Below are 20,244 nucleotides of genomic sequence, written 5' to 3'. Positions count from 1 at the left end.
GGTGCGGGCCCTTTCGCCCTCGCTACGCTCGCGCGCCGCTGGGTCCTCCGGTCTCGCACCCGCAAGCGCGGGCGCTCGCCGAAGGATGACGACAGCGATGGGATGCGAGGTGTTTGCGAACAATCCCCCTATGGTCGCTGCAGGAAGTTGTTTAAAAACTATACCTTGCGCTTATCTCCCCCAAACTTCCCGCCCCACCTCCAACCGCGCCGATAATACCCCCGTCCCGTCGCCCGGGGGCTCGCTCGGCCGGCGATCCGCAGCGGCGGCGGGAGCGGATGGAGCGGGCGCAACCCGGAGCCGGACCCTGCGGGGTCGCTGGCCGAGGGGATGCGAGGTCGAGCCGGGTGGAAGGCCGGACGGCCGAGGGGGCGGGGTGGATACCCGCACCGGTCCAGGAGATGGTCGCTGCCATCCCTGCCCGCCGCGTGCAGAAGGATCCCTCGTCAACAGCGAGGCCCACGGTCCGCGCATGTGGAAGCCCGTCCGCGCGGAGCGTCTGACGTTCGCCGAAACGGTATTTTTTAAACACACCGGGCGGACGCCCGGCGCTCCGCCCATGCCCCCATCACCGCCGCCGGACCGGCGCGCGGACGCGGACGCCTGTTCATCTTCCTTCTCCCACGAGGGGAGAAGGACGAAACACCGTCACCCCCTCGCCCCGCCCCCGACAACCGCCTATCCTCGCGAATCCCATGCCCATCCGTCGCCTCCCCCCCGAAACCGTCAACCGCATCGCCGCCGGCGAGGTGGTCGAACGTCCGGCCAGTGCCATCAAGGAACTGGTCGAGAACGCGCTCGACGCGGGGGCGCAGCGCATCGAGATCCAGGCCGACGGCGGCGGCCTGACCCGGATCCTGATCGCCGACGACGGTACCGGCATGGCCCCGGACCAGCTGGCCCTGGCGGTCGAGCGTCACGCCACCTCCAAGCTCGAGGCCGACGACGCCGGCGATGTCGACCTGCTGCGCATCTCCACCCTCGGCTTCCGCGGCGAGGCCCTGCCCTCGATCGGCTCGGTCGCCCGCCTGACCATCACCAGCCGCGCAAGACCCGAGCCCGGGGCCGGTCCGGCCGAGGCCTGGGCCATCACCGTCGAGGGCGGCGACCAGCGTCCGGTCGCCCCCGCCGGCTTCCCCGGGCCGCACGGGGCCCGGGTCGAGGTCCGCGACCTGTTCTACGCCACCCCGGCCCGGCTCAAATTCATGAAGTCCGAACGGTCCGAGGCCATGGCCATTTCGGAAGAGATCAAACGCCAGGCCATGGCCCATGAGACCGTGGCCTTCACCCTCGACCTCGACGGCAAGACCACCCTGCGCCTGCCCGCCGAACACCCCGGCGACGCGGGCCGGCTGAAACGTCTCGCGGCCCTGCTGGGCCGCGATTTCGAGGCCAATGCCCTGCTGATCGACCAGTCGCGCGACGGTATCCGCCTGACCGGCTATGCGGGCCTGCCGACCTACAGTCGCGGCAATGCCGCCCACCAGTATCTGTTCGTCAACGGCCGCCCGGTACGCGACCGGCTGCTGCAGGGCGCCCTGCGCGGGGCCTATGCCGACTTCCTCGCCCGCGACCGGCATCCGGCCGCCGTCCTCTTCCTCGAGGTCGACCCCCTCTATGTCGACGTCAACGTCCATCCGGCCAAGGCCGAGGTCCGCTTCCGCGATCCGGCCATGGTGCGTGGCCTGATCGTCGGGGCCCTGCGCCACGCCCTGGCCGCCGCCGGTCACCGCGCCTCGACCACGGTCGCCGCCGACGCCCTGGCCGGCTTCACCGCCCATGAGGGTGTCGGGCGTGGGGTGTGGGGTGTGGGGATCGGCGGCGCCGCCCCGGGCTACAGCGGCTGGCAGGGCTGGGCCGCCCCCGCCAGCGCCCACGCCCAGCTCATCCCCGGCCTCAACGACCGCTCCGCCCGTGTCGAACCCGATTTCCACCCCACACCCGATACCCCACACCCCACGCCCTACCCGCCCCACACCCCCGCCGAAATCGACCTCCCCCTCGGCGCCGCCCGGGCCCAGCTGCACGGCACCTATATCGTGGCCCAGACCCGCGACGGCCTCGTCGTCGTCGACCAGCACGCCGCCCACGAACGCCTCGTCTATGAGAAGATGAAGGTGCAGATGGCCCAGGGCGCGGTGACCCGTCAGGCCCTGCTGACGCCCGAGGTGGTCGAGCTGGATCCGGCCGAGGCTGACCGCGTCCTTTCCCGCGCCGACGAACTGGCGGCGCTCGGTCTGGTGGTCGAACCGTTCGGCGGTGGCGCGGTGCTGGTGCGCGAGACCCCGGCCCTGCTGGGTGACACCGACGTCCAGGGCCTGATCCGCGACATCGCCGACGACCTGTCCGAACACGGCGCGGCCCTGGCCCTGACCGAACGGCTGGGCGAGGTCTGCGGCACCATGGCCTGCCACGGCAGCGTCCGCGCCGGTCGCGTCCTCTCGGCCCCCGAGATGAACGCCCTGCTGCGCCAGATGGAGGCCACCCCCCACTCCGGCCAGTGCAACCACGGCCGCCCGACCTATGTCGAGCTGAAGCTCAACGACCTCGAGAAACTGTTCGGCCGCCGCTGAGCCTCAGAATTTATAGCCCGCCTTGCCGTCCGGCTTGGGCAGGGGGGCGGTGCAGATTGTGACGAGGGTCGGGACCGGGTCCCGCGCCAGATCGGCCCGGACCTGATGGCGGTCCGGCGACACCAGCAACAGCCACGCCAGGGCGGCGGACTGGACGATGACGACGACCGACAACAGGCTCATGACCACGGGCCCCAAACCGAACCGCCTCGCCGCCATGGATTACCCCTCAATTCCGAAGAGCGATGTTCTGTAAGATTCCGACGCCGGACGCAAGGACCGGCCGGGGCCCGGAGACCCCGGCCGGTCCGGACTCAGCCCTGCAGCGCCCGCGCGCCGTAGCTTTTCATCGCTGCGGCCATCCAGTCGGCGAGGCCGGGACGGATGCCCTCATACCGCGCCCGGAACTCGGGGTTGGTCCTGTAGAGTACACCCAGTTCGGCATAGGCCGCCGCCGTCGGCGGGACCTTCCACGTCCGTCCGACCCAGGCGTGATGGGCGGCCATCACCGGATCCAGACCGACATCGTCGGCCGCGAATCCCTCATGCATGGCCCGGGCCAGGTCGCCTTCGATTCCGGCCACCTCGGCCATCCAGTCCTGTTTCTGGCCCGGCGACATCGCCGCCATCGCCTCGCGTCCGGCCTCGATACGGGCCCGGGCCTGTTCGCCGTATCTGTCGATGATCCAGGCCTCGTATCCGGCCTGTTTCTCCGGGCTGAAGCCCTCGTAAAGTTGCTTGTCCATCACGGTGTCTCGTCCTTCCAGTTCGGCGATCGTGCGGTCGATCGTCCGGGCCAGCCGGCGATACCGGTCCGCCTCCTCCGCGATCCGCGCCCGCTGCTCACGCAGCATCCGCAGCCGGTCGAGGCCGGGCGCGTCCAGCAGGACCCGGATGTCGCCGAGGGCGAGATCGAACTCCCGGTGGAACAGAATCTGCTGCAACCGCAGCAGTTCCTCGCGCCCGTAATAGCGATAGCCGTTGTCGCCGACCGATGCGGGCTTCAGCAGACCGATGTCGTCATAGTGGTGCAGCGTCCGGACCGAGATCCCGGACAACCGCGCCAGCTGGCTGACGGTATAGGTTCTGAAGCGCGCATCGTTCCGCATGGACAGACCTATCGGGCCTCACGCCGCGTCAGGGTCAAGCGGTCTTTTCACTCGGCGGCGGTCGGCGCGGGTTCTGCCCCGCGGCCGGTGATCCGACGCCAGATCCGCTTGCGGGCCTCCAGCACTGAAACCCCCAGCGCCGTGGCCACGGTCCAGAACAGGGCCTCGGTCGCGACCGCCGCAACGATCGCCAGAATGAGCCGCGGGGTGCGCTCCACATCCATCCAGAGGCCGATGCCCAGGGCCACCCAGCCACAGACCGCCGCCACCCCCAGAAAGGCCGCCAGCGTCCATAAAAAGCCCTTGCCCTTTTTCAGCAGACCCGGCTTCGCGGTTTTAACGTCGATCGTCATGTCGCAGTCCTCTTCATCTTTTTTGATGCCTGACCTGAAAGTCTCGCCCTTCGTCGGAGTCTATCATCACGACCGACAATTTTTTCCGGAGTTCATCCCGCTTGGGACGTGACCAGTCATTCGAAGCCCTGCTGGACGAGCACGGCGCGATGCTGCGCCGGATCGCCTCGGCCTATGAGGCCGGGCGCGAGCGCCGCCACGAGCTGGAGCAGGACATCCTGCTGGCGGTCTGGCGCGCCATGCCCCGCTATCGCGGCGAGGCCCCCGTCCGGGCCTTCATCGCCCGCGTGGCCCACAACCGCGCGGTAACCCATGTGGCCCGCGAAGCCGCTGAACCGCGCCGCCAGCCCCTGGACGAAGAGACGCCCAGTGCCGCTCCAACGCCTCACGATGCGCTTGAAGCTCTCGATCTGCAGGACCGGCTTGCGGTCGCCGTGCGCGCCCTGCCCCTGTCCCTGCGCCAGCCGGCCCTTCTGACCCTTGAGGGTTTCACCCCGGCCGAGATCGCCCCGATGCTGGGGTTGAACGCCAACACCGTCTCCATCCGCCTGACCCGAGCCAAGGTCGCGCTGCGCGACGCGCTCAATCCGCAGGATCGCTCATGACCACGCCCCCGAACGACGACTGGTCCGACCTGACCCGGACCTGGACCGACGCCACGACGACCGGGCCCCGGCTGGATCCCGGCCTGATCCGCGCCGTGCGGCACCGCGATCGGCTGGCCCGGCTCAATTTTGCCGCTGAGATCGCCGGCGGCGTCGCCGTTCTGGCCGTCGTGACCTGGGGCATGTTCGCCCGCGACCTTCCGTGGAACATCGCCTTGGTCGCCATCGGCTTCGTCGGCTTCGCCCTCGCCGTCACCCTTTGGTCCCGGCGTGGCGATCCTGGGCTGCTGACCGGTACCCCTGAGGCGGTGCTGTTATCGGCGCTCGCCCAGGCACGAACCGGCTACCGATGGGCCTGGGCCGGTGTGGCGACCAGTCTGGCAGCCTTCGTCTTCGTCACCGTTTTGGCCGCGCTTACACCGACAGGTTCAGTCACCCCCAATACCCTTTTGATGCTGGGGGCCTTCCTGCTGGTCTGTATCGGATTCTACATCGCGCACGCCCGGCGTTGCCGTCGGCGGATGGCGGCGCACACAGCAACCCTGCAGGCGCTGCGCGATGATCCGGCTATTGAACCCTGAGGAACAGCACCCGCGCCGCGCCGTAATCCCGCGCGTCCAGCCGCACATAGCCAGGCGTCTCGATCTCGGGCTCGCCGGATCCGCGTTCGAACACCACCATGGCTCCGGGCTTCAGCCAGTCCTCCTCAACCAACCGCGCCAGCGCCTGTTCGCCCAGGCCCTGACCGTAGGGCGGGTCGAGGAAGACCAGGTCAAACGGCTCGCCCGCGGACCCCGGTCGCACACCCAGATCGGTGGCGCTGCGCCGGTGCACGCGGGTCTGGCCAAACAGGCTGAAGGCATCGACATTCTCGCGGATCGCCCCGCGCGCTGCATCATCGGTCTCGACGAACAGGCAGAAGGCCGCCCCGCGCGAAATGGCCTCGAACCCCAGCGCGCCCGAGCCCGCGAACAGGTCCAGCACCCGTGCGCCCTCCAGCGGTTCGGCCCAGGCGGCATGTTCCAGAACATTGAACAGGGCCTGACGCGCCCGGTCGGACGTCGGCCGCGTGCCCTGCCCCTCCGGCGCAACAATGGCGCGCCCCTTCAATGCTCCGGCGACGATTCTCATGGCCGCTTGATCACGGGGTTCGCCCCTCGCGTCAACCGGGCTTCAATTGGCCCAGCGCTGTGGCGGTGCCTCGGCGGCCAGACCTTCCAACCGCTCACGCAGTCCCTCCATGAAATCGGTTCGCGACCCGTTCCAGTGCAGGGCCTCGCCAACGAGGGCGGTACAGTTCATCGGCACCGGGGTCGTGGCCCCTTTCGGCAGGACCCGTCCGGCTCCCTCGATCCAGACCGGGATGACCGGCACGGCGGGAAAGGCCTCGGCCAGGCGCGCCACCCCCGCCTTCAACGGAGCCAGCGCCCCGTCCTTGCTGCGCGTACCCTCGGGAAAGACGAGGATGATTTCGCCCCGCTCCAGGGCGGCCCGTGCCGGGGCCAGCACATCCTCCCCCCGGGCCACTTTCCGCGAAATCGGCGTAATGCCGATGATCCGGCGCGAGAACCAGCTGATGGCGGGATTGGCCAGAAAATAGTCCGCCGCCGCCACGGGCCGGACCTTGTGCAGCAGGCGCGCGGGAAACAGGCTCAGCAACATGAAAGCATCCATGTGACTGTTGTGATTGGCGACCACGATCGCCGGACCCGCCTTCGGCAGTCGCTCGGAATGACAGACGTCCATACCGGTCATGAATCGCACGACGGGCCGCGCGATGAAGGCCAGGAACAGCATCCGCACGGGGCTGAACGGTCGGGCCGCGTCCTCAGTATTTGTCGAGCGCATAATAGGCCATCAGGTGAAAGAAGAGCGGTGCGGTAAAGGTCAGACTATCGATTCGGTCCAGCAGGCCGCCATGGCCCGGAATCAGCCGGCTCGTGTCCTTGACCCCGAGGTCGCGTTTGACCGCACTCATGGTCACGTCCCCGGCGAACCCCGCGAGGGGCAGCAGGACTGCAAGAACCACGACCGGATACCCGGTCATAGGCGTGAAGACCGGGGTCAGGACCCAAATCAGCGCGGCGGTCAGGATCCAGCCGCCGATGAAGCCTTCCCACGTCTTGTTCGGGCTGATCGCGGGAATAATCTTGTGTCGCCCGAACAGCTTGCCGCAGCAGTACTGCAGAACATCATTGGCCTCGGTTGCCAGCAGCAGAAGGAAGACCATACCGGCGGCCCCGGCGGTGCCGCTCTCGTCCGGTGCGCGCATCAGCAGGGGAATGACCCCGAGGTTAAAGACACAGACGATTACCGCCCAGGTGATGGTCGCCACCGTCGCCAGATAGGCCTTGGTCTGGCCGCCGATGGCCATCAGGAACGGCGTGGCCAGGAAAAACCAGACGGGTATGGCCACCAGATAAACCCCGTACCAGCCCAGGGCGATCAGACCGAACGACAGGGGAATGGACAGATAGGCGAACAGGACGACCAGTCGGTCTTCCCGCCTCAGCGGTGCCAGCGACAGGAACTCCCTCAGGGCGATGAAGGCGACGGCAGCGAACAAAAGGGTGACCGCCACCCAGCCCAGCGCCAGGGCACCGGCCAGAAGCGCGATCATCACCCACCAGGACCACACCCTGAGGCGCAGTTCGCGCCAGTCGCCTGCGGGCTTCAGCACCGGAAGGATCAGGACCAGCGCCGACGCGATCAGCATTACGCTGAAGACCCCCCCGAAGCCCCACAGCAGCGGTGCCCTTACCTGGGCCAGAGTCGCTGTTACCGCTGCAATCATGGTCTAGGGTGCCCTGGGGAATCTCTACCGGGGGCAGTATGGCGCAGTTGATGAGAAACACGCATCCCTTGCGATCGACGCCCCTCCATGTGGCATTCGCCGTCCTGGCCATGGGCGGCTGGGCCGCCTTCGCCAACAGGGACCATGGTGCCGGGTCGATGCAATTGGCCTTCGCGATCCAGGGCACCCTGTCCGGTCTGATCACCCTGGTGATGAAGCGCGGACTGGAGATCGGCCATGAACGGCTCACAGGCCAGTTCGCCCGCCTCATCCCGCCCCTCGTCAGTTGTACCCTCATCGGGGCGCTGCTGTTTTTGGTTCACACACTCGGTGGGACCCCCGAGGTTCTGCGTACGCTCGCCGTGCCGTGGACCGTGTCCACCCTCTATGCCTTCGTCTATGTCGCCAGTCTGGACCGTACCCGATGACCGCTAACCGCAGACCGCTAAAAACCCGCGGTTCGGGCTGGGCTGCGATCCTTGCCGCCACCCTGGCCAGGACCGGACTTCGGCCCGACGCCATCTCGGCCTCCAGCATGATCTTCGCCCTTGGCGGGGCCGGAGCATTCTGGCTCTCCGCCGACGCACCGGCAGGACCAAGAGCCGTCCTGTTGATCAGTGCCGGCGTCTGTATCCAGCTTCGGCTACTCGCCAATCTGCTCGACGGAATGGTCGCTGTCGAACACGGCCGCGGCGGCCCCCTCGGTCCGGTCTGGAATGAGCTGCCCGATCGGATCGCGGACATCCTGTTCCTGGCGGGGGCGGGTTACGCCCTGCGCCATGTCGCTCCCGACATTGGGCCCATGCTCGGCTGGCTGGCTGCAACCCTCGCCGTCCTGACCGCCTATATCCGCGAACTCGGCCGGGCCCTTGGCTGTGAAGCCGATTTCGCCGGACCGGGGGCCAAGCCCCACCGCATGGCGGCGCTGACGGCAGGCTGTGTTCTGGCAGCCGTCGGCACGCACTGGCACGCCGATTCAGCCATCCTGATGCTGACGCTTGCGATGATCGTCGGACTGACCATCGTTACGGTCGTCCGACGCACACTGCGGTTGGCGGGCCGCCTCCGCGCAGCCTGACGATCAGCGCGGCTTGCGTGGCCCGGTCGGTTTTGCGCCGGTCGGACGCGGCCCGGTGCGCGGCTTGAAGTCCCGCTTGGGTCCATCGCCACCACGCGGCCCGGTACCGTCCCGGATGGCGAAGCTGCGGGTCGGGCGATCACCCGGTCCGCGCGACGTTCCCTTCGGACCGATCATCTGGTCCTCGCGTGGTTTGAATACACGCTTGGGACGTTCGCCCTCCGGGGTCGAGGCGGGCGCTCCGGCCTTGAAGAAATGTTTGGGCTTGTCCTCGTCGCTGCCCTCGCGCGGTTTCCACGTCTTGCGCGGCGCGGCGGTCCGGGGCGCGGCCTTGGCCCAGCCTTCCTTTTTGGGCGGACGCTTGCCGGTCTCGGCCCGGGCGCTGCCGTCAGCCGCGGCGTCCTGGGCGGCGCGAATGCGACTGGGCTTGCGCGACGGGTCGGAGATGGCCGACCCGGAGTTGCCCTTGACGATCGGCGCATTGCTGCGACGCCCCGGCACCGGCGTCGGGGTCGAGACGGTATTACCCTGCGGCAAACTATCGGGGCGGATATGGTCAGACAGCATTTCGCGGATGACCCGCGGCCCGACCTCCTCGACCGCCCCAATCGGCAATGTGCCGAGCTGGAACGGGCCATAGGCGAGACGGATCAACCGGTTCACGGTCAGGCCCAGTGACTCCAGCACCTTGCGGACTTCGCGATTCTTGCCTTCGGTAATCGAGACGCTGATCCACAGATTGGCCCCGGCGCGCTCACCCTCGCCCAACGCCTTGGCCTTCTCGAGCTTGGCGTCGATCGGTCCGTAGCGCACACCTTCGACCGTCACGCCTTCCTGCAGCTTGTCCAGAACCTCCTGGGTCACGCGACCGCGTGCCCGGGCCCGGTACTGACGCACCAGAGCGGAGGTCGGCAACTCCAGGGCCCGGCTCAGCTCACCGTCGTTGGTCAGCAGCAGCAAGCCTTCGGTGTTCAGATCGAGTCGTCCGACGGAAATCACGCGCGGCAGGCCGCCCGGCAGGGCATCGAACACGGTCGGCCGGCCAGCCGGATCCTTGTGCGAGGTCACCAGTCCGGCTGGCTTGTGATAACGCCACACTCGTGTCGCCTGGGCCGAACCGATGGTCTTGCCGTCGACGGTGATGACGTCGTCACGCGTCACCAGCACAGCCGGGGTCGCCAGAATCTTGCCGTTCAGGGCCACCTTGCCCAGACCGATCAGCCGTTCGACCTCGCGGCGTGAAGCGATGCCGGCCCGGGCCATGGCCTTGGCGATCCGTTCGGCCCGCTTGGGCTCGGCCGGTGTCTTGGCATCCTTGCTGTCCTTGCGGGGACCGTCCTTGCGCGGCGGACCGTCCTTGCGAGGTCCGTCCTTGGCGAACGCGCCCTTGCCGCCGGGCCGTTCCGGCCGCTCGTCGACGATCCTCGGCCTTGCGACCGAGTACCGTGGACCGCTGGTAGCGGGGTCGGAATTGGGTTTACGCGCCCGGTCATCTTGACGGGGGCGAGGCTTCTTGTCGTTGTCTTCGGGATGGCGGACCATGATGAGCGGTTCATGCGCATGGCACTCGACCTTGCGCAAGCGGCAGCGGACACCGGAGAGGTGCCCGTGGGAGCCGTCGTGGTTGATGAGGCCTCCGGAACCGTGATTGCCCGGGGGGGCAACGGCCCGATCGGAGCCCATGATCCCACGGCCCACGCTGAAATCGTCGCCCTGCGCGCCGCCGCCGGAACGCTCGGCAACTACCGCCTTACCGGCCTGACACTTTATGTGACGCTTGAGCCCTGCACCATGTGCGCGGGTGCAATCAGTCACGCCCGAATCGGCCGGGTGGTCTGGGGAGCCGATGATCCCAAGGGCGGTGCGGTGATTCACGGAGCCCGCGTCTTCGACCAACCGACCTGCCACTGGCGGCCCCGCGTCCAGGGCGGTGTACTGGCCGCTGAAGGTGCGGGACTGTTGCGTGATTTTTTCCGCAGTCGTCGGGCCGGAACGGCGGTTGTCGCCGAACGTTAGCACCTCGGTTCCCTGGGCCCCTGTACTGAACCTGATAACGAAGAGGATATTTCCCATCCGTTCCCGTTCCCTGTTCGGCCTTACGGCCCTCATGCTGGCCGCTGCAGCCTTGTCGGCATGCGATCAACCGTCTCGTGCCGCGCCGGTCGACGGTGAGGCGATCCAGGCCCGTGCCCGTGACGTCCAGACCCCACAGCGCCCGACGGGTGCCGAGCTTCAGGACCGCGCCCTGAACCGCGTGGTTCGGGCGCTCTACCTGTGTGAGAACGGGGACCGTCTGTCGGTCGATTTCGACAATCCCCGCATGATGGCCACTGTCAGAAACTCGATGGGCGAAGCGGTGGACCTGCACCAGGAAAGAGCCGCTGACGGCATCTGGTATCGGGCCAGCGGCTCGGAACTGCGCGGCAAGGGGACCACGGCGCGCTGGACCGCAAACGGGCAGGCCCCGACGAACTGCCGCGCCATCGACTGATCGCCGTCAGGGCTCGAGAAAGCCCGCCAGCCGGTCATCCAGCTTGCTTCGCACCTTTGGCCAGTCGACGTCGACGACGGCGAACTGTGCGGTATCCCTTATGCGGCCGGTCCAGGTGATCTTGTGACGGGCCAGAATGCCTTCGTCCCGCGCCCCGAGCTTGCGGATCGCCGCCTGGCTGACCGGGTTCAGGGCGTCGGTTATGATCTCGACCCTTACCGCCCCGGCAGAAAAGGCATGATCAAGCAGCAGGCGCTTGCACGCCGGATTGACCGGGCCGCCGCGAGCTCCGGGCTGGTAGAAGGTCGAACCGATCTCGCAGCGCCGGTGCTCCTGACGAATTTCGTATAGGCTGGTCGTGCCGACCAACCCCCCGTCGCTCTTGCGGCGCACGGCCCACGGGATTCTCGAACCGGACGCCATGGCCGCCATTGCCGACGTCCACCAGGCGTCGAAATGCGTTCCATAGGCGGCGGCCACCATCCCGTCCCAGGCCGCTGGATCGCAGTCCAGCGCCGTCTGAACCTCGTCTTTCAGGGAGGGATCGAACGGCTCCATCCGAACAAATTCGTTCTCGAGTATCCGCGCCGCGAGGTTCATCGTGCGCCTTCGGTCCGTAGGTATTCCGTCAATCGACCGGCATCCACGTCCCGTTCAACGAAGGCCTGACCGATCCCGCGCGCCAGGATCAGGGTCAGCCGCCCGCCCTCGGCCTTCTTGTCTCCGGCCATCCGTCGAACCAGAGCCTCAGCCGCGACCTTTTCGCCGCCGGCAATTTCGGACAGTCGGACAGGCAGGCCCGCAGCCGCCAGTCCTGCAACGGCCAGATCAACCTCAGCAGCCGCGCACTGGTTCAGTTCCGCCGAATACCGGAAGGCCATCGCGCACCCGAGGGCCACCGCCTCGCCGTGGGTCAGAACGGTCTCGTCAAAACCCAGTTCGGCCTCAAGCGCATGACCGAAGGTGTGGCCGAGGTTCAGCAGGGCGCGCCGTCCCGCCTCGCGCTCATCTTCACCGACGATGGTGCTCTTGATCTCCACGGACCGGATTACAGCCCGTTCCAGCGCCGCAGGATCGCCGGTCGCGCCCGATGCGCCCTCACCGGCCAGCCAGCTGAAGAAAGGCGCATCGCAAACCAGTCCATGTTTGAGCACCTCGGCCCAGCCGGACCGCAACTGCCGGGCAGGCAGGGTGGCCAGGACATCGATGTCGGCGGTCACCCGACGTGGTTGATGGAAGGCTCCCACCAGATTCTTGCCGCGTGGCGTATCGATCGCTGTCTTGCCACCGACCGATGAATCGACCTGGGCGAGCAAGGTGGTCGGGACCTGGATGAAATCGATGCCTCGCATATAGAGCGCGGCTGCCAATCCGGCGAGATCACCGACGACGCCACCGCCGAGGGCGACGACAAGGTCCTTGCGGTCCAGCTCATAGGCCAGCAGCCGATCGATCACGCGTTCCAACTCGGCGAAGGATTTTGACGCCTCGCCGGGCGGTATCGTCAAAATCCGGGTCCGGAGCCCGGCGACGTCCAGCGAAGCCAGGACGGTAGGGCCGTGCAGGGCCGCTACCGTCTCGTCGCTGATCACGACGACCCGCCCCCGGGTCAGGGATGCGACCTGCGCGCCGAGCTCGGCCAGCAACCCACGGCCGACCTCGACCTCATAGGGAAGAAAGCCGGAGCCGGACACGGTAAGGATCGTGCTCATGAGGTTTGATCCTGGGCCCAGAAGGCCTCGAGTGTGCTGACGATCGCCTCGACGGCGTCGGCATGGGCCCCGCCGGCGACGTCCACGGTCACGTCGGCTGTGGCATAGATCGGGTAGCGGACCTCCGCGAGCGCCTTGAGCGCCTCAAGCGGATCGCGGCCGCGCAACAAGGGCCGGGTATCGCGTCGCAGCACCCGCTGCGCCACCACATCGAGGTCGGCCCGCATCCAGACCGTCGTCGCGCGGCGCTTCATCAGCGCCCGGGTCTCCGGGTTCAGGATCGCACCGCCACCGGTCGCCAGCACCCGTCGCTCTCCCTCGAGCAAACGGCGCATGACACGCGCCTCCCCGGCCCGGAATTCCGGCTCGCCCAAACGGGCGAAGATTTCAGACACCGTCATTCCGGCGGCCGCCTCTATCTCGACGTCCCCGTCGGCGAACGGCAGGTGCAGCCGCCGCGCGAGTCGACGACCGACGGTGGATTTCCCCACCCCCATAAGTCCCACCAGCGCTATAGTCCGCTGTGATTGGGGAATCGGCTCGGCTTCGCTCATGCGGAGAGGTCCGCAGGCGCAGGTTGGTCAGGAAGAGGGAAGCAGGCACACATGATGGCACCACCCTCTACATCAAGATGTAGCCCTGCAAGGGAGCGCAGCACCCTGAACGGCAGGTTTCGATGACTACCCCACAGGTCGAAGCCTTTCTCGAGATGATGGCGGTCGAACGCGATGCCTCGCCGCATACGCTTTCCGCCTATGGCCGCGACCTGGCCGACGCCGAGGCCAGCCTGTCCGGTGGGGGGGGACTGATGGCGGCCGATGCGCCGGCGATCGAATCCTGGTTTGCGGGTCTGGCGGCGCGCGGACTATCGCCGGCCACCGCCGCGCGCCGTCGCTCATCCATCCGTCAATTCTACCGCTTCGCCCTCGCAGAAGGCTGGCGGGCCGACGATCCGTCGCGGCGGCTCGATGCCCCAAAACAGGGCCGGTCCCTGCCCCGCACCCTGTCGATCGATGAAATCGGTCGCCTGCTGGCCGCCGCCTCCATGCGGGACGGGGCAGCCGGTATGCGAATGGTTGCCCTTGTCGAACTGGCCTACGCCTCGGGAATGCGGGTCTCGGAACTGCTGAACCTCAAGGTCGAATCGGCGCGCCGTGACCCGGCCTGCCTGATCATTCGCGGAAAAGGCGGCAAGGAACGGCTGGCTCCGCTGAACGCCGCCGCCCGCGAGGCGGTCCGGCTCTGGCTGGCGGTGCGTGATGCAGGCCGCAAACCCGGCACGCCCGACAGTGTATGGCTGTTTCCATCGCGTGGTGGCAGCGGCCACCTGACACCGCGGCGGTTCGCCCAGTTGCTGGATCAGGCTGCCGTCGCTGCCGGGATCGACCCGGCCCGGGTCAGTCCGCATGTGTTGCGACACGCGTTTGCCACCCACCTGCTCGAAGGCGGGGCTGACCTGAGGGTGGTTCAGACCTTGCTGGGCCATGCAGACATTGCCACCACACAAATCTACACCCATGTCACGGTCGACCGGCTCAGCCGGGCCGTCCAAAACAACCACCCCCTTGCCCGGGAAGACTGACGCCTCACTTGCTCGCGCGCGTTTGCCCCACTAGGTTCCGCCGCCTTCCCGTGGCGCACCTGTCGCGCCTGCCGAACCGGACGCCTTCATGGCCACCCACTACCTCGAATTCGAAAAACCGATTGCCGATCTGGAGGCCAAGATCGAGGAATTGAGCCTGCTGTCCGCGACGTCGGGTTCATTCGAGACCGAGATCGACGGTCTTCGTCGCAAGGCGGAGCAGCTCCGGACCAAGATCTACGCCAACCTTGATCCGTGGATGAAGACCCAGGTCGCCCGTCATCCGCAGCGCCCCCACCTCATCGACTATATCGACGGACTGTTTACGGATTTCGTGGAACTGCGCGGCGACCGCAAATTCGGGGACGACCAGGCCATCCTCGGTGGCCTCGCCCGCTTCCGTGGCGAGGCGGTGGTCATCATGGGCCACGAAAAGGGCAATGACACTGAGTCCCGCCTGAAGCACAATTTCGGCATGGCCCGTCCCGAAGGATACCGAAAGGCCGTCCGCCTGATGGATATGGCCGAGCAATTCGGCCTTCCCGTTCTGACCTTTGTCGATACCGCCGGTGCCTATCCCGGTCTCGGGGCCGAGGAGCGCGGTCAGGCCGAGGCTATCGCCCGCTCGACCGAGCGCAGCCTGACACTGGGGGTCCCCTCCATTGCCACCATCACCGGTGAAGGTGGATCGGGTGGGGCCATCGCCATCGCCGGGGCCAGTCGGGTCCTGATGCTTGAACATTCAATCTATTCGGTGATTTCACCGGAAGGGGCGGCCGGCATCCTGTGGCGCGACGGAGCCCGGGCACGAGACGCCGCGATGGCGATGAAAATCACCGGCCCCGACCTGATCGGGCTGAAGATCGTCGACCGCCTGATCACCGAGCCCTGCGGCGGGGCCCATACCGATCCTGTCGCCGCCGTGGCCGCGGTCGGGGACGTTCTGGCGGAGGAATTGCGCGGCCTGTCCGGCCTGTCAGCTGTCGCCCTGCGTCGCCAACGCGCCGACCGGTTCTATGCCATCGGCCGGACAAGCTGAGCCGTTAACCTTCCCGCTACACGTGCGGCGTATTTCTGCGTACCCCGACCGCCTGTGCCGGGTCAGTAGGGATTTCCCGCTCTATGAGTGGTCTCGCCTCATCTCTCCGGTCAAGCTCGGTCATCAACCTCGCCGGGGCCGTGACCATGGTCGTCGACGACTCGCCCTTCGCTCTGGACCTGACCAGTCAGGCCCTGCTCGGTTTCGGAATTCGAACCCGCTATGCCTGCCGCAGCGCGGCGGAGGCGGTCCGTATCCTCAAGGAAAGCCCGGTCGACCTCCTGCTCGTGGACTGCGAGATGCCGGGGACGGATGGATTTGAACTGGTCCGTTGGCTGCGCCGCTCGGGCCTGGACCCCAACGCCTTCACCTCGATCATCATGACTGCAGCCCATTTGCGCAGTTCCCGGGCCGCCGAGGCGCGGGACTGCGGGGCAAGCTTTGTCATCGTCAAACCTTTCAGCGCCATCACCCTGCTGGAGCGGATCGTCTGGGTTTCACGGGACCAGAGGCCCTTTCTCGAAGTCGGCGATTATTTTGGACCTGACCGCCGTTTCCGCGATGGCTCCCCGCCGGCTGAGGAACGCCGCGAAATGATGATCCGCAAAGCCGCTCTGGCTGCTTCCAGAGCCGAGGCACCGTCGTCGGGCGAAGACTCCGCCGCATGACGACCGTCATCACGCACAATCGCCGCAAGTCGCGCCTGACGGAACTGATCGACAAGCCCGGCGGCATCAGCATCGGCGTGGCGCTGCAGCAGGCCCAGACCAATATCGAGGAGCGCCGGGGCTCCAGCCTGGAAACCATCGCCGGGATGATCAGCGCCCTTCTGACCATTGAGCGACCGACATCGCTGGAAGACAATTTTGATCAGTTGATCGCGGTCTATCGCGCCAGTAACGGGATCATCGATGTCGCCAGCCCGTTTGGCCTGAACGCCCTGTGCGAGGCGGCGGGTAATCTGTGCCGCCTGGTGGATGCCTCCCCCGCCGGAGAGATGTTCGACTGGCGAATCGTCACCGTCCACGCCCAGGCCATGCAGATGCTGATGCGCCTGCCGGATGACGCCGAGGCGGCGCGGCGAACCGTCCTCGGCAGCCTGCAGCAGGTTCAGGACCGCAACGTCCCGACGCCGAAGGCCTAGGTCCGGGCCCGCGCGCCGCGGGTCTGTTTCCGCCACAGGGCCGCATATTCCCCGCCGACATGGGCGACCAGTTCATGGTGGGCGCCGCGTTCAACGATCCGTCCGGCCTTGAGCACCAGAATCTGGTCAGCGTCGGCGATGGTCGACAGGCGATGCGCGACAACCAGGGTCGTACGACCGGCCCGGACCTTGCGCAGGGTCTTCTGGATCGCCGCTTCGGTGCGGCTGTCCAGGGCACTGGTGGCCTCGTCGAGGATCAGGATGCAGGGATCGGCCAGCAGGGCCCGGGCGATACCGACGCGTTGACGTTCCCCGCCTGACAGTTTCAGCCCGCGCTCGCCGACCCTTGTGTCCAGTCCCTCGGGCAGGTCGCGGATGAAGGCGGTCAGTTCGGCCGCCTCGGCGGCGGCCCAGATGGCGGCCTCGTCGGCGTCGGGGCGGGCAAAGCCGATATTGGCGCGGATGGTGTCGTTGAACAGGGCCACGTCCTGGGGCACCAGGGCCACCGCCGTGCGCAGCGAGGCCTGGGTGACATCGCGCACGTCATGGCCGTCGATCAGCACCCGGCCCCCCTGGGGATCCAGCAGGCGCAGCGCCAATTTGACGATGGTCGACTTGCCGGCACCAGACGGTCCGACGAGGGCGGTCGTGGTCCCCGGCGCAGCGTTGAAACTGACGCCTTCCAGCCCGTTGGCCCGGGCGTCATGGCGGAAGCCGACGTCCTCGAAGGCGATACTGCCGCCGCGACGGGCCGTGTCCTTCGCCAGCGCGACAGCGCCGGGGGCGTCGGCGACCTGCGGGGTCTGACGGGTAACCTTCAGCATCTCCTCCATGTCGATGAAGGACTGGCGCACCTCACGGTAGGCGAAGCCGAGAATGTTCAGCGGCGCATAGAGGGAGATCATGATCAGCACCGCAGCCATCACGTCGCCTGGTCCCATGCGCCCGGCGGCGGCCTCGAACCCGGCCATCACGGCCATGACCCCGAGACCGAGGTTCATGATGCCGGCCTGGATCATGTTCAGCAGGGCGAGCGAGCTGTTGGCCTTCAGGGCGGCCCGGGTGTAGTCGCCCAGGGCCCGGTCATAGACCGCCGCCGACCGGGCCTCGGCCCCGAACGACTTGACGGTTTCATAGTTGAGCAGGGCGTCGACCGAGACCCCGGCGGCCTCGGTATCGGCGGTGTTCATGGTGCGGCGGTGTTCCAGCCGCCAGTTCGACAGGGCGAAGGTCGAGGCGGTGTAGACGGCGACGACCACCACGGCCACGGCTCCGAACCGCCAGTCATAGCGCGCGCCCAGAACCCCGGCGGCCAGCACCAGTTCGACCCCGGTCGGGACCAGGTTGAAGGCGAGAATACGCAGCAGGAAATCGACCGAGCGCGCCCCGCGCTCCATCGTTCGCGACAGGGAGCCCGAGCGTTTGGTCTGGTGGAAGTCCAGCGACAGGCTCAGCGCATGGGCGAAGGTTTCGGTTGCCGCCCGGCGCTGGGCGGCCGAGCGCACCGGGGCGAAGACGACATCGGCCAGCTGGGGCGCGGTCGAGGACAGCAGCCGGACCAGGGCCCAGCCGACGGCGAAGCCGCCGAAGCCCCAGCCGACGGCGGCAGCCGTGCCCTGCCCGCTGGCCAGGGAGTTGACGGCGGCCCCCAGCACCAGCGGGGCCAGCACGCCCAAAGCCTTGCCCGCCAGGGTCAGCAGCACGGCCCCGACCAGCCGCAACCTTAGCTGCGGCGCGTTCGAGCGACCGACCAGCCGGACGAGGTCCGTCAGCGCCTGAAGCGTCGACGGCCCCTTGGGCTTCAGTCCAGAGTCTCCGGCCGCTGCCGCGACCCCGGGGTCGCTGCGATGACGTCCGGAGCGGCTACCATGCATCGTCATGCGGCGTCCTATGGACTGCGCCGCTGCCGACCGGAAGGTCCGATCTGGCCGACGTCAGCCGCCGCGACCGCCGTATTTGGCATATTCGAGCCGGGCGATGGTGCGGTTGTGCACCTCGTCCGGACCGTCGGCGATGCGCAGGGTGCGGATCATGGCATAGGTCTCGGCCAGCGGCGTGTCGCCGGAGACTCCGGCACCGCCGAAGGCCTGGATGGCGTCGTCGATGATCTTCAGCGCCATGCGCGGGGCCGCGACCTTGATCTGGGCGATCTCGGACTTGGCGTTCTTGGCCCCGGCCTCATCCATCATCCAGGCGGCCTTGAGCACCAGCAGCCGGCACATCTCGATATTGGTGCGGGCCTCGCCGATCCGCTGTTCCCAGACCGAATGTTCGGCCAGCTTCTTGCGGAAGGCGGTGCGGCTCAGCAGACGCTGGCACATCAGTTCCAGGGCCACCTCGGCGGCCCCGATCACGCGCATACAGTGGTGGATACGGCCCGGGCCAAGCCGCCCCTGGGCGATCTCGAAGCCCCGGCCCTCGCCGGCGATCAGATTCCCGACCGGGACGCGGACGTTCTCGAGCACCACCTCGGCATGGCCGATCGGCAGCTCGTCATAGCCGAACACCGTCAGCATCCGGTCGACCCGGAAGCCGGGCGTGTCGGTCGGGACGATGATCTGCGACTGCTGGGCATGGGTGGCGGCTTCGGAGTCGGTCTTGCCCATCACGATCGATACGGCCACGTTCGGATGGGCCATGTTGGTCGACCACCATTTGCGGCCGTTGATCACATAGTGGTCGCCGTCGCGCTCGATCCGGGTCTGGATATTGGTGGCGTCCGACGAGGCGACCTCGGGCTCGGTCATCAGGAAGGCCGAGCGGATCGTGCCGTCCATCAGCGGCTTGAGCCAGCGGTCCTGCTGGGCCGCATTGCCGTACATATGGAGGACTTCCATATTGCCGGTGTCCGGCGCGGCGCAGTTGTAGACCTCGGCCGACCACAGGGCCCGGCCCATCAGCTCGGCCAGGGGCGCATATTCCAGATTGGTCAGGCCGGCGCCGTGTTCACCCGGCAGGAACATGTTCCACAGGCCGGCGGCCTTCGCCTCGGCCTTCAGTTCTTCCATCACCGGCGGCTGGCGGCTGGCGTCTTCACGCACCTGGGCCCTGTACTCGGCCTGGCGCGGCAGCACCCGGTCCTCCTGGAAGCGGCGGACCCGCTCCTGCCAGTGTTGCGCGCGGTCGCTGGGCTTGAAGTCCATGGCATTCATCCTTCCGGACGACGACGACCGCGGCCCCGGCAACGCCGGGGCCCGGCCCTCACCGCCTGTGGCGGTTGATCGCCTCCCGGGGCGGGAGGCGGGTCGAAATCAGCGCTTCAGCAGCGGCGCGAGACGCTGGGCGATCATCATGTCACCGGCAATCTTCAGCTTGCCCTGCATGAAGGCCATCATCGGGTCCAGCTTGCCGTCCGACAGGGCCATGAAGTCGTCCCAGGTGATCGAGACGGTAGCGTCGGCGGGCTTGTCCTCATTGGTCACGGTGTTCGGGCTGGACGCACCGTCGATGTAGATCTTGCCGACGTCGCCGAGGTCGATCTTGACGGTCTTGCCCAGACCGGAATCGTCGCCGACAGCGCCGCGGATGTGTTCGGTAACCTGAGCCAGATCGGCCATGGATTGTTCTCCTGAGGATTGAACTCCAGACCTAGACCGCTCCTGCCCCGGTGCCAAGATCACGCCGGGTCAAGTTGGGGCCGGTCCGTCGCGAATCCGGTGGCCGGGTCCGGACGCCGGGCATGGCGGATCGTCCGCGCGCCGGTCCGGCGGCGGTGATGGGGGCGTGGGCGGAGCGCCGGGCGTCCGCCCGGAGACCGTATGACT

At 67.6% G+C, this 20,244-nt stretch carries 24 protein-coding genes; 11 read left to right on the top strand and 13 right to left on the bottom strand.

Annotated elements, in window-relative coordinates:
• Positions 1 to 695: 695 nt before the first annotated feature.
• A complete protein-coding gene (mutL, locus tag PSV00_RS09570) occupies positions 696 to 2,573 on the top strand; it encodes a DNA mismatch repair endonuclease MutL (protein WP_300446474.1) in 1,878 nt (625 codons plus the stop codon).
• Between the two features lie 3 nt (positions 2,574 to 2,576).
• On the opposite strand, the gene PSV00_RS09565 is transcribed toward mutL, so the two are convergent.
• From PSV00_RS09565 to PSV00_RS09555, 3 genes are all read right to left on the bottom strand, one after another.
• Complete coding sequence (locus PSV00_RS09565; RefSeq protein WP_300446472.1) at positions 2,577 to 2,756, bottom strand: hypothetical protein; 180 nt, start codon at positions 2,754 to 2,756, stop codon at positions 2,577 to 2,579.
• Between the two features lie 131 nt (positions 2,757 to 2,887).
• Entirely contained in the window at positions 2,888 to 3,682 is a 795-nt protein-coding gene (locus tag PSV00_RS09560; RefSeq protein WP_300446470.1) for a MerR family transcriptional regulator, read from the bottom strand.
• Positions 3,683 to 3,729: 47 nt separating this feature from the next.
• Positions 3,730 to 4,035: a hypothetical protein gene (locus PSV00_RS09555; RefSeq protein WP_300446468.1), complete on the bottom strand. Its 306-nt coding sequence runs from the start codon at positions 4,033 to 4,035 to the stop codon at positions 3,730 to 3,732.
• Positions 4,036 to 4,136: 101 nt separating this feature from the next.
• Here PSV00_RS09555 and PSV00_RS09550 point away from each other — a divergent pair, with 101 nt between their 5' ends.
• Together PSV00_RS09550 and PSV00_RS09545 are read left to right on the top strand one after the other, a co-directional pair.
• Positions 4,137 to 4,640 (top strand): sigma-70 family RNA polymerase sigma factor, encoded by a 504-nt coding sequence (locus tag PSV00_RS09550; RefSeq protein ID WP_300446465.1) that lies wholly within the window; start codon positions 4,137 to 4,139, stop codon positions 4,638 to 4,640.
• Positions 4,637 to 5,221 carry a hypothetical protein gene (locus tag PSV00_RS09545; protein ID WP_300446463.1) on the top strand — a complete coding sequence of 195 codons (585 nt, stop codon included), beginning with the start codon at positions 4,637 to 4,639 and terminating at the stop codon, positions 5,219 to 5,221. Before PSV00_RS09550 ends, PSV00_RS09545 begins: the two co-directional genes overlap by 4 nt.
• Here PSV00_RS09545 and rsmD read toward each other — a convergent pair.
• Genes rsmD through PSV00_RS09530 form a run of 3 tightly spaced genes read right to left on the bottom strand, consistent with a single transcriptional unit; the run spans position 5,208 to position 7,434 of the window.
• Positions 5,208 to 5,771 carry a 16S rRNA (guanine(966)-N(2))-methyltransferase RsmD gene (rsmD, locus tag PSV00_RS09540; RefSeq protein WP_300446461.1) on the bottom strand — a complete coding sequence of 188 codons (564 nt, stop codon included), beginning with the start codon at positions 5,769 to 5,771 and terminating at the stop codon, positions 5,208 to 5,210. The genes PSV00_RS09545 and rsmD overlap by 14 nt on opposite strands.
• Positions 5,772 to 5,813: 42 nt before the next feature.
• A complete protein-coding gene (locus PSV00_RS09535; protein WP_300446459.1) occupies positions 5,814 to 6,488 on the bottom strand; it encodes a lysophospholipid acyltransferase family protein in 675 nt (224 codons plus the stop codon).
• The gene (locus PSV00_RS09530) at positions 6,469 to 7,434 is read right to left on the bottom strand and encodes a phosphatidate cytidylyltransferase (protein ID WP_300446457.1); all 966 of its coding nucleotides are present in this window, start codon (positions 7,432 to 7,434) and stop codon (positions 6,469 to 6,471) included. The genes PSV00_RS09535 and PSV00_RS09530 overlap by 20 nt, the downstream gene beginning before the upstream one ends.
• A 68-nt stretch (positions 7,435 to 7,502) precedes the next feature.
• Between PSV00_RS09530 and PSV00_RS09525 the strand changes: the two genes are divergently transcribed.
• Both PSV00_RS09525 and PSV00_RS09520 read left to right on the top strand, forming a co-directional pair.
• A complete protein-coding gene (locus PSV00_RS09525) occupies positions 7,503 to 7,862 on the top strand; it encodes a hypothetical protein (protein ID WP_300446455.1) in 360 nt (119 codons plus the stop codon).
• Positions 7,859 to 8,512 carry a CDP-alcohol phosphatidyltransferase family protein gene (locus tag PSV00_RS09520; protein ID WP_300446453.1) on the top strand — a complete coding sequence of 218 codons (654 nt, stop codon included), beginning with the start codon at positions 7,859 to 7,861 and terminating at the stop codon, positions 8,510 to 8,512. The genes PSV00_RS09525 and PSV00_RS09520 overlap by 4 nt, the downstream gene beginning before the upstream one ends.
• A gap of 3 nt (positions 8,513 to 8,515) precedes the next feature.
• Here the strand turns inward: PSV00_RS09520 and PSV00_RS09515 are convergent, their stop codons facing one another.
• Positions 8,516 to 10,054, bottom strand: a complete 1,539-nt coding sequence (locus PSV00_RS09515; RefSeq protein ID WP_300446451.1) for a pseudouridine synthase — start codon at positions 10,052 to 10,054, stop codon at positions 8,516 to 8,518.
• 12 nt (positions 10,055 to 10,066) lie between these two features.
• Between PSV00_RS09515 and tadA the strand changes: the two genes are divergently transcribed.
• Positions 10,067 to 10,528: a tRNA adenosine(34) deaminase TadA gene (tadA, locus tag PSV00_RS09510; protein ID WP_300446449.1), complete on the top strand. Its 462-nt coding sequence runs from the start codon at positions 10,067 to 10,069 to the stop codon at positions 10,526 to 10,528.
• A gap of 91 nt (positions 10,529 to 10,619) precedes the next feature.
• The gene (locus tag PSV00_RS09505) at positions 10,620 to 11,003 is read left to right on the top strand and encodes an MliC family protein (RefSeq protein ID WP_300446447.1); all 384 of its coding nucleotides are present in this window, start codon (positions 10,620 to 10,622) and stop codon (positions 11,001 to 11,003) included.
• A 6-nt stretch (positions 11,004 to 11,009) separates the two neighbouring features.
• Here the strand turns inward: PSV00_RS09505 and PSV00_RS09500 are convergent, their stop codons facing one another.
• The 3 genes from PSV00_RS09500 to PSV00_RS09490 are packed head-to-tail and all read right to left on the bottom strand — an operon-like array spanning position 11,010 to position 13,269.
• Complete coding sequence (locus PSV00_RS09500; protein ID WP_300446445.1) at positions 11,010 to 11,603, bottom strand: GNAT family protein; 594 nt, start codon at positions 11,601 to 11,603, stop codon at positions 11,010 to 11,012.
• Entirely contained in the window at positions 11,600 to 12,715 is a 1,116-nt protein-coding gene (gene aroB, locus PSV00_RS09495; protein WP_300446443.1) for a 3-dehydroquinate synthase, read from the bottom strand. The genes PSV00_RS09500 and aroB overlap by 4 nt, the downstream gene beginning before the upstream one ends.
• A complete protein-coding gene (locus PSV00_RS09490) occupies positions 12,712 to 13,269 on the bottom strand; it encodes a shikimate kinase (RefSeq protein WP_300446441.1) in 558 nt (185 codons plus the stop codon). Before PSV00_RS09490 ends, aroB begins: the two co-directional genes overlap by 4 nt.
• Positions 13,270 to 13,391: 122 nt before the next feature.
• On the opposite strand from PSV00_RS09490, the gene PSV00_RS09485 reads away from it, so the two are divergent.
• The 4 genes from PSV00_RS09485 to PSV00_RS09470 all read left to right on the top strand — a co-directional run bounded on the left by PSV00_RS09485 (position 13,392) and on the right by PSV00_RS09470 (position 16,480).
• Positions 13,392 to 14,297: a tyrosine recombinase gene (locus tag PSV00_RS09485; protein ID WP_300446439.1), complete on the top strand. Its 906-nt coding sequence runs from the start codon at positions 13,392 to 13,394 to the stop codon at positions 14,295 to 14,297.
• 88 nt (positions 14,298 to 14,385) lie between these two features.
• Positions 14,386 to 15,336: an acetyl-CoA carboxylase carboxyltransferase subunit alpha gene (locus PSV00_RS09480; protein ID WP_300446437.1), complete on the top strand. Its 951-nt coding sequence runs from the start codon at positions 14,386 to 14,388 to the stop codon at positions 15,334 to 15,336.
• 83 nt (positions 15,337 to 15,419) lie between these two features.
• Positions 15,420 to 16,004 carry a response regulator gene (locus tag PSV00_RS09475; protein ID WP_300446434.1) on the top strand — a complete coding sequence of 195 codons (585 nt, stop codon included), beginning with the start codon at positions 15,420 to 15,422 and terminating at the stop codon, positions 16,002 to 16,004.
• Positions 16,001 to 16,480 (top strand): chemotaxis protein CheE, encoded by a 480-nt coding sequence (locus tag PSV00_RS09470; protein ID WP_300446432.1) that lies wholly within the window; start codon positions 16,001 to 16,003, stop codon positions 16,478 to 16,480. Before PSV00_RS09475 ends, PSV00_RS09470 begins: the two co-directional genes overlap by 4 nt.
• Here PSV00_RS09470 and PSV00_RS09465 read toward each other — a convergent pair.
• The 3 genes from PSV00_RS09465 to PSV00_RS09455 form a co-directional block, all read right to left on the bottom strand.
• Positions 16,477 to 18,354 carry an ABC transporter ATP-binding protein/permease gene (locus PSV00_RS09465; protein WP_300446476.1) on the bottom strand — a complete coding sequence of 626 codons (1,878 nt, stop codon included), beginning with the start codon at positions 18,352 to 18,354 and terminating at the stop codon, positions 16,477 to 16,479. The two genes, PSV00_RS09470 and PSV00_RS09465, sit on opposite strands and share 4 nt — an antisense overlap.
• Before the next feature lie 60 nt (positions 18,355 to 18,414).
• The gene (locus PSV00_RS09460; RefSeq protein ID WP_300446430.1) at positions 18,415 to 19,623 is read right to left on the bottom strand and encodes an acyl-CoA dehydrogenase family protein; all 1,209 of its coding nucleotides are present in this window, start codon (positions 19,621 to 19,623) and stop codon (positions 18,415 to 18,417) included.
• 108 nt (positions 19,624 to 19,731) lie between these two features.
• Positions 19,732 to 20,037, bottom strand: a complete 306-nt coding sequence (locus PSV00_RS09455) for an SCP2 sterol-binding domain-containing protein (protein WP_300446429.1) — start codon at positions 20,035 to 20,037, stop codon at positions 19,732 to 19,734.
• Between the last annotated feature and the right edge of the window lie 207 nt (positions 20,038 to 20,244).

Origin of the sequence: Brevundimonas sp., assembly GCF_029945885.1 — a bacterium.
GTDB lineage: Bacteria > Pseudomonadota > Alphaproteobacteria > Caulobacterales > Caulobacteraceae > Brevundimonas.
Note: the sequence above shows the minus strand (reverse complement) of the source record. Positions and strands in the feature narration are given on the sequence as shown.

Excerpts from the sequence above, each read along its gene's own strand:
- mutL (WP_300446474.1), top strand. The coding sequence starts at position 696 with ATGCCCATCCGTCGCCTCCCCCCCGAAACCGTCAACCGCATCGCCGCC.
- PSV00_RS09565 (WP_300446472.1), bottom strand. The coding sequence starts at position 2,756 with ATGAGCCTGTTGTCGGTCGTCGTCATCGTCCAGTCCGCCGCCCTGGCG.
- PSV00_RS09560 (WP_300446470.1), bottom strand. The coding sequence starts at position 3,682 with ATGCGGAACGATGCGCGCTTCAGAACCTATACCGTCAGCCAGCTGGCG.
- PSV00_RS09555 (WP_300446468.1), bottom strand. The coding sequence starts at position 4,035 with ATGACGATCGACGTTAAAACCGCGAAGCCGGGTCTGCTGAAAAAGGGC.
- PSV00_RS09545 (WP_300446463.1), top strand. The coding sequence starts at position 4,637 with ATGACCACGCCCCCGAACGACGACTGGTCCGACCTGACCCGGACCTGG.
- rsmD (WP_300446461.1), bottom strand. The coding sequence starts at position 5,771 with ATGAGAATCGTCGCCGGAGCATTGAAGGGGCGCGCCATTGTTGCGCCG.
- PSV00_RS09535 (WP_300446459.1), bottom strand. The coding sequence starts at position 6,488 with ATGCGCTCGACAAATACTGAGGACGCGGCCCGACCGTTCAGCCCCGTG.
- PSV00_RS09530 (WP_300446457.1), bottom strand. The coding sequence starts at position 7,434 with ATGATTGCAGCGGTAACAGCGACTCTGGCCCAGGTAAGGGCACCGCTG.
- PSV00_RS09520 (WP_300446453.1), top strand. The coding sequence starts at position 7,859 with ATGACCGCTAACCGCAGACCGCTAAAAACCCGCGGTTCGGGCTGGGCT.
- PSV00_RS09515 (WP_300446451.1), bottom strand. The coding sequence starts at position 10,054 with ATGGTCCGCCATCCCGAAGACAACGACAAGAAGCCTCGCCCCCGTCAA.
- tadA (WP_300446449.1), top strand. The coding sequence starts at position 10,067 with ATGCGCATGGCACTCGACCTTGCGCAAGCGGCAGCGGACACCGGAGAG.
- PSV00_RS09505 (WP_300446447.1), top strand. The coding sequence starts at position 10,620 with ATGCTGGCCGCTGCAGCCTTGTCGGCATGCGATCAACCGTCTCGTGCC.
- PSV00_RS09500 (WP_300446445.1), bottom strand. The coding sequence starts at position 11,603 with ATGAACCTCGCGGCGCGGATACTCGAGAACGAATTTGTTCGGATGGAG.
- aroB (WP_300446443.1), bottom strand. The coding sequence starts at position 12,715 with ATGAGCACGATCCTTACCGTGTCCGGCTCCGGCTTTCTTCCCTATGAG.
- PSV00_RS09490 (WP_300446441.1), bottom strand. The coding sequence starts at position 13,269 with ATGAGCGAAGCCGAGCCGATTCCCCAATCACAGCGGACTATAGCGCTG.
- PSV00_RS09485 (WP_300446439.1), top strand. The coding sequence starts at position 13,392 with ATGACTACCCCACAGGTCGAAGCCTTTCTCGAGATGATGGCGGTCGAA.
- PSV00_RS09480 (WP_300446437.1), top strand. The coding sequence starts at position 14,386 with ATGGCCACCCACTACCTCGAATTCGAAAAACCGATTGCCGATCTGGAG.
- PSV00_RS09475 (WP_300446434.1), top strand. The coding sequence starts at position 15,420 with ATGAGTGGTCTCGCCTCATCTCTCCGGTCAAGCTCGGTCATCAACCTC.
- PSV00_RS09470 (WP_300446432.1), top strand. The coding sequence starts at position 16,001 with ATGACGACCGTCATCACGCACAATCGCCGCAAGTCGCGCCTGACGGAA.
- PSV00_RS09465 (WP_300446476.1), bottom strand. The coding sequence starts at position 18,354 with ATGCATGGTAGCCGCTCCGGACGTCATCGCAGCGACCCCGGGGTCGCG.
- PSV00_RS09460 (WP_300446430.1), bottom strand. The coding sequence starts at position 19,623 with ATGGACTTCAAGCCCAGCGACCGCGCGCAACACTGGCAGGAGCGGGTC.
- PSV00_RS09455 (WP_300446429.1), bottom strand. The coding sequence starts at position 20,037 with ATGGCCGATCTGGCTCAGGTTACCGAACACATCCGCGGCGCTGTCGGC.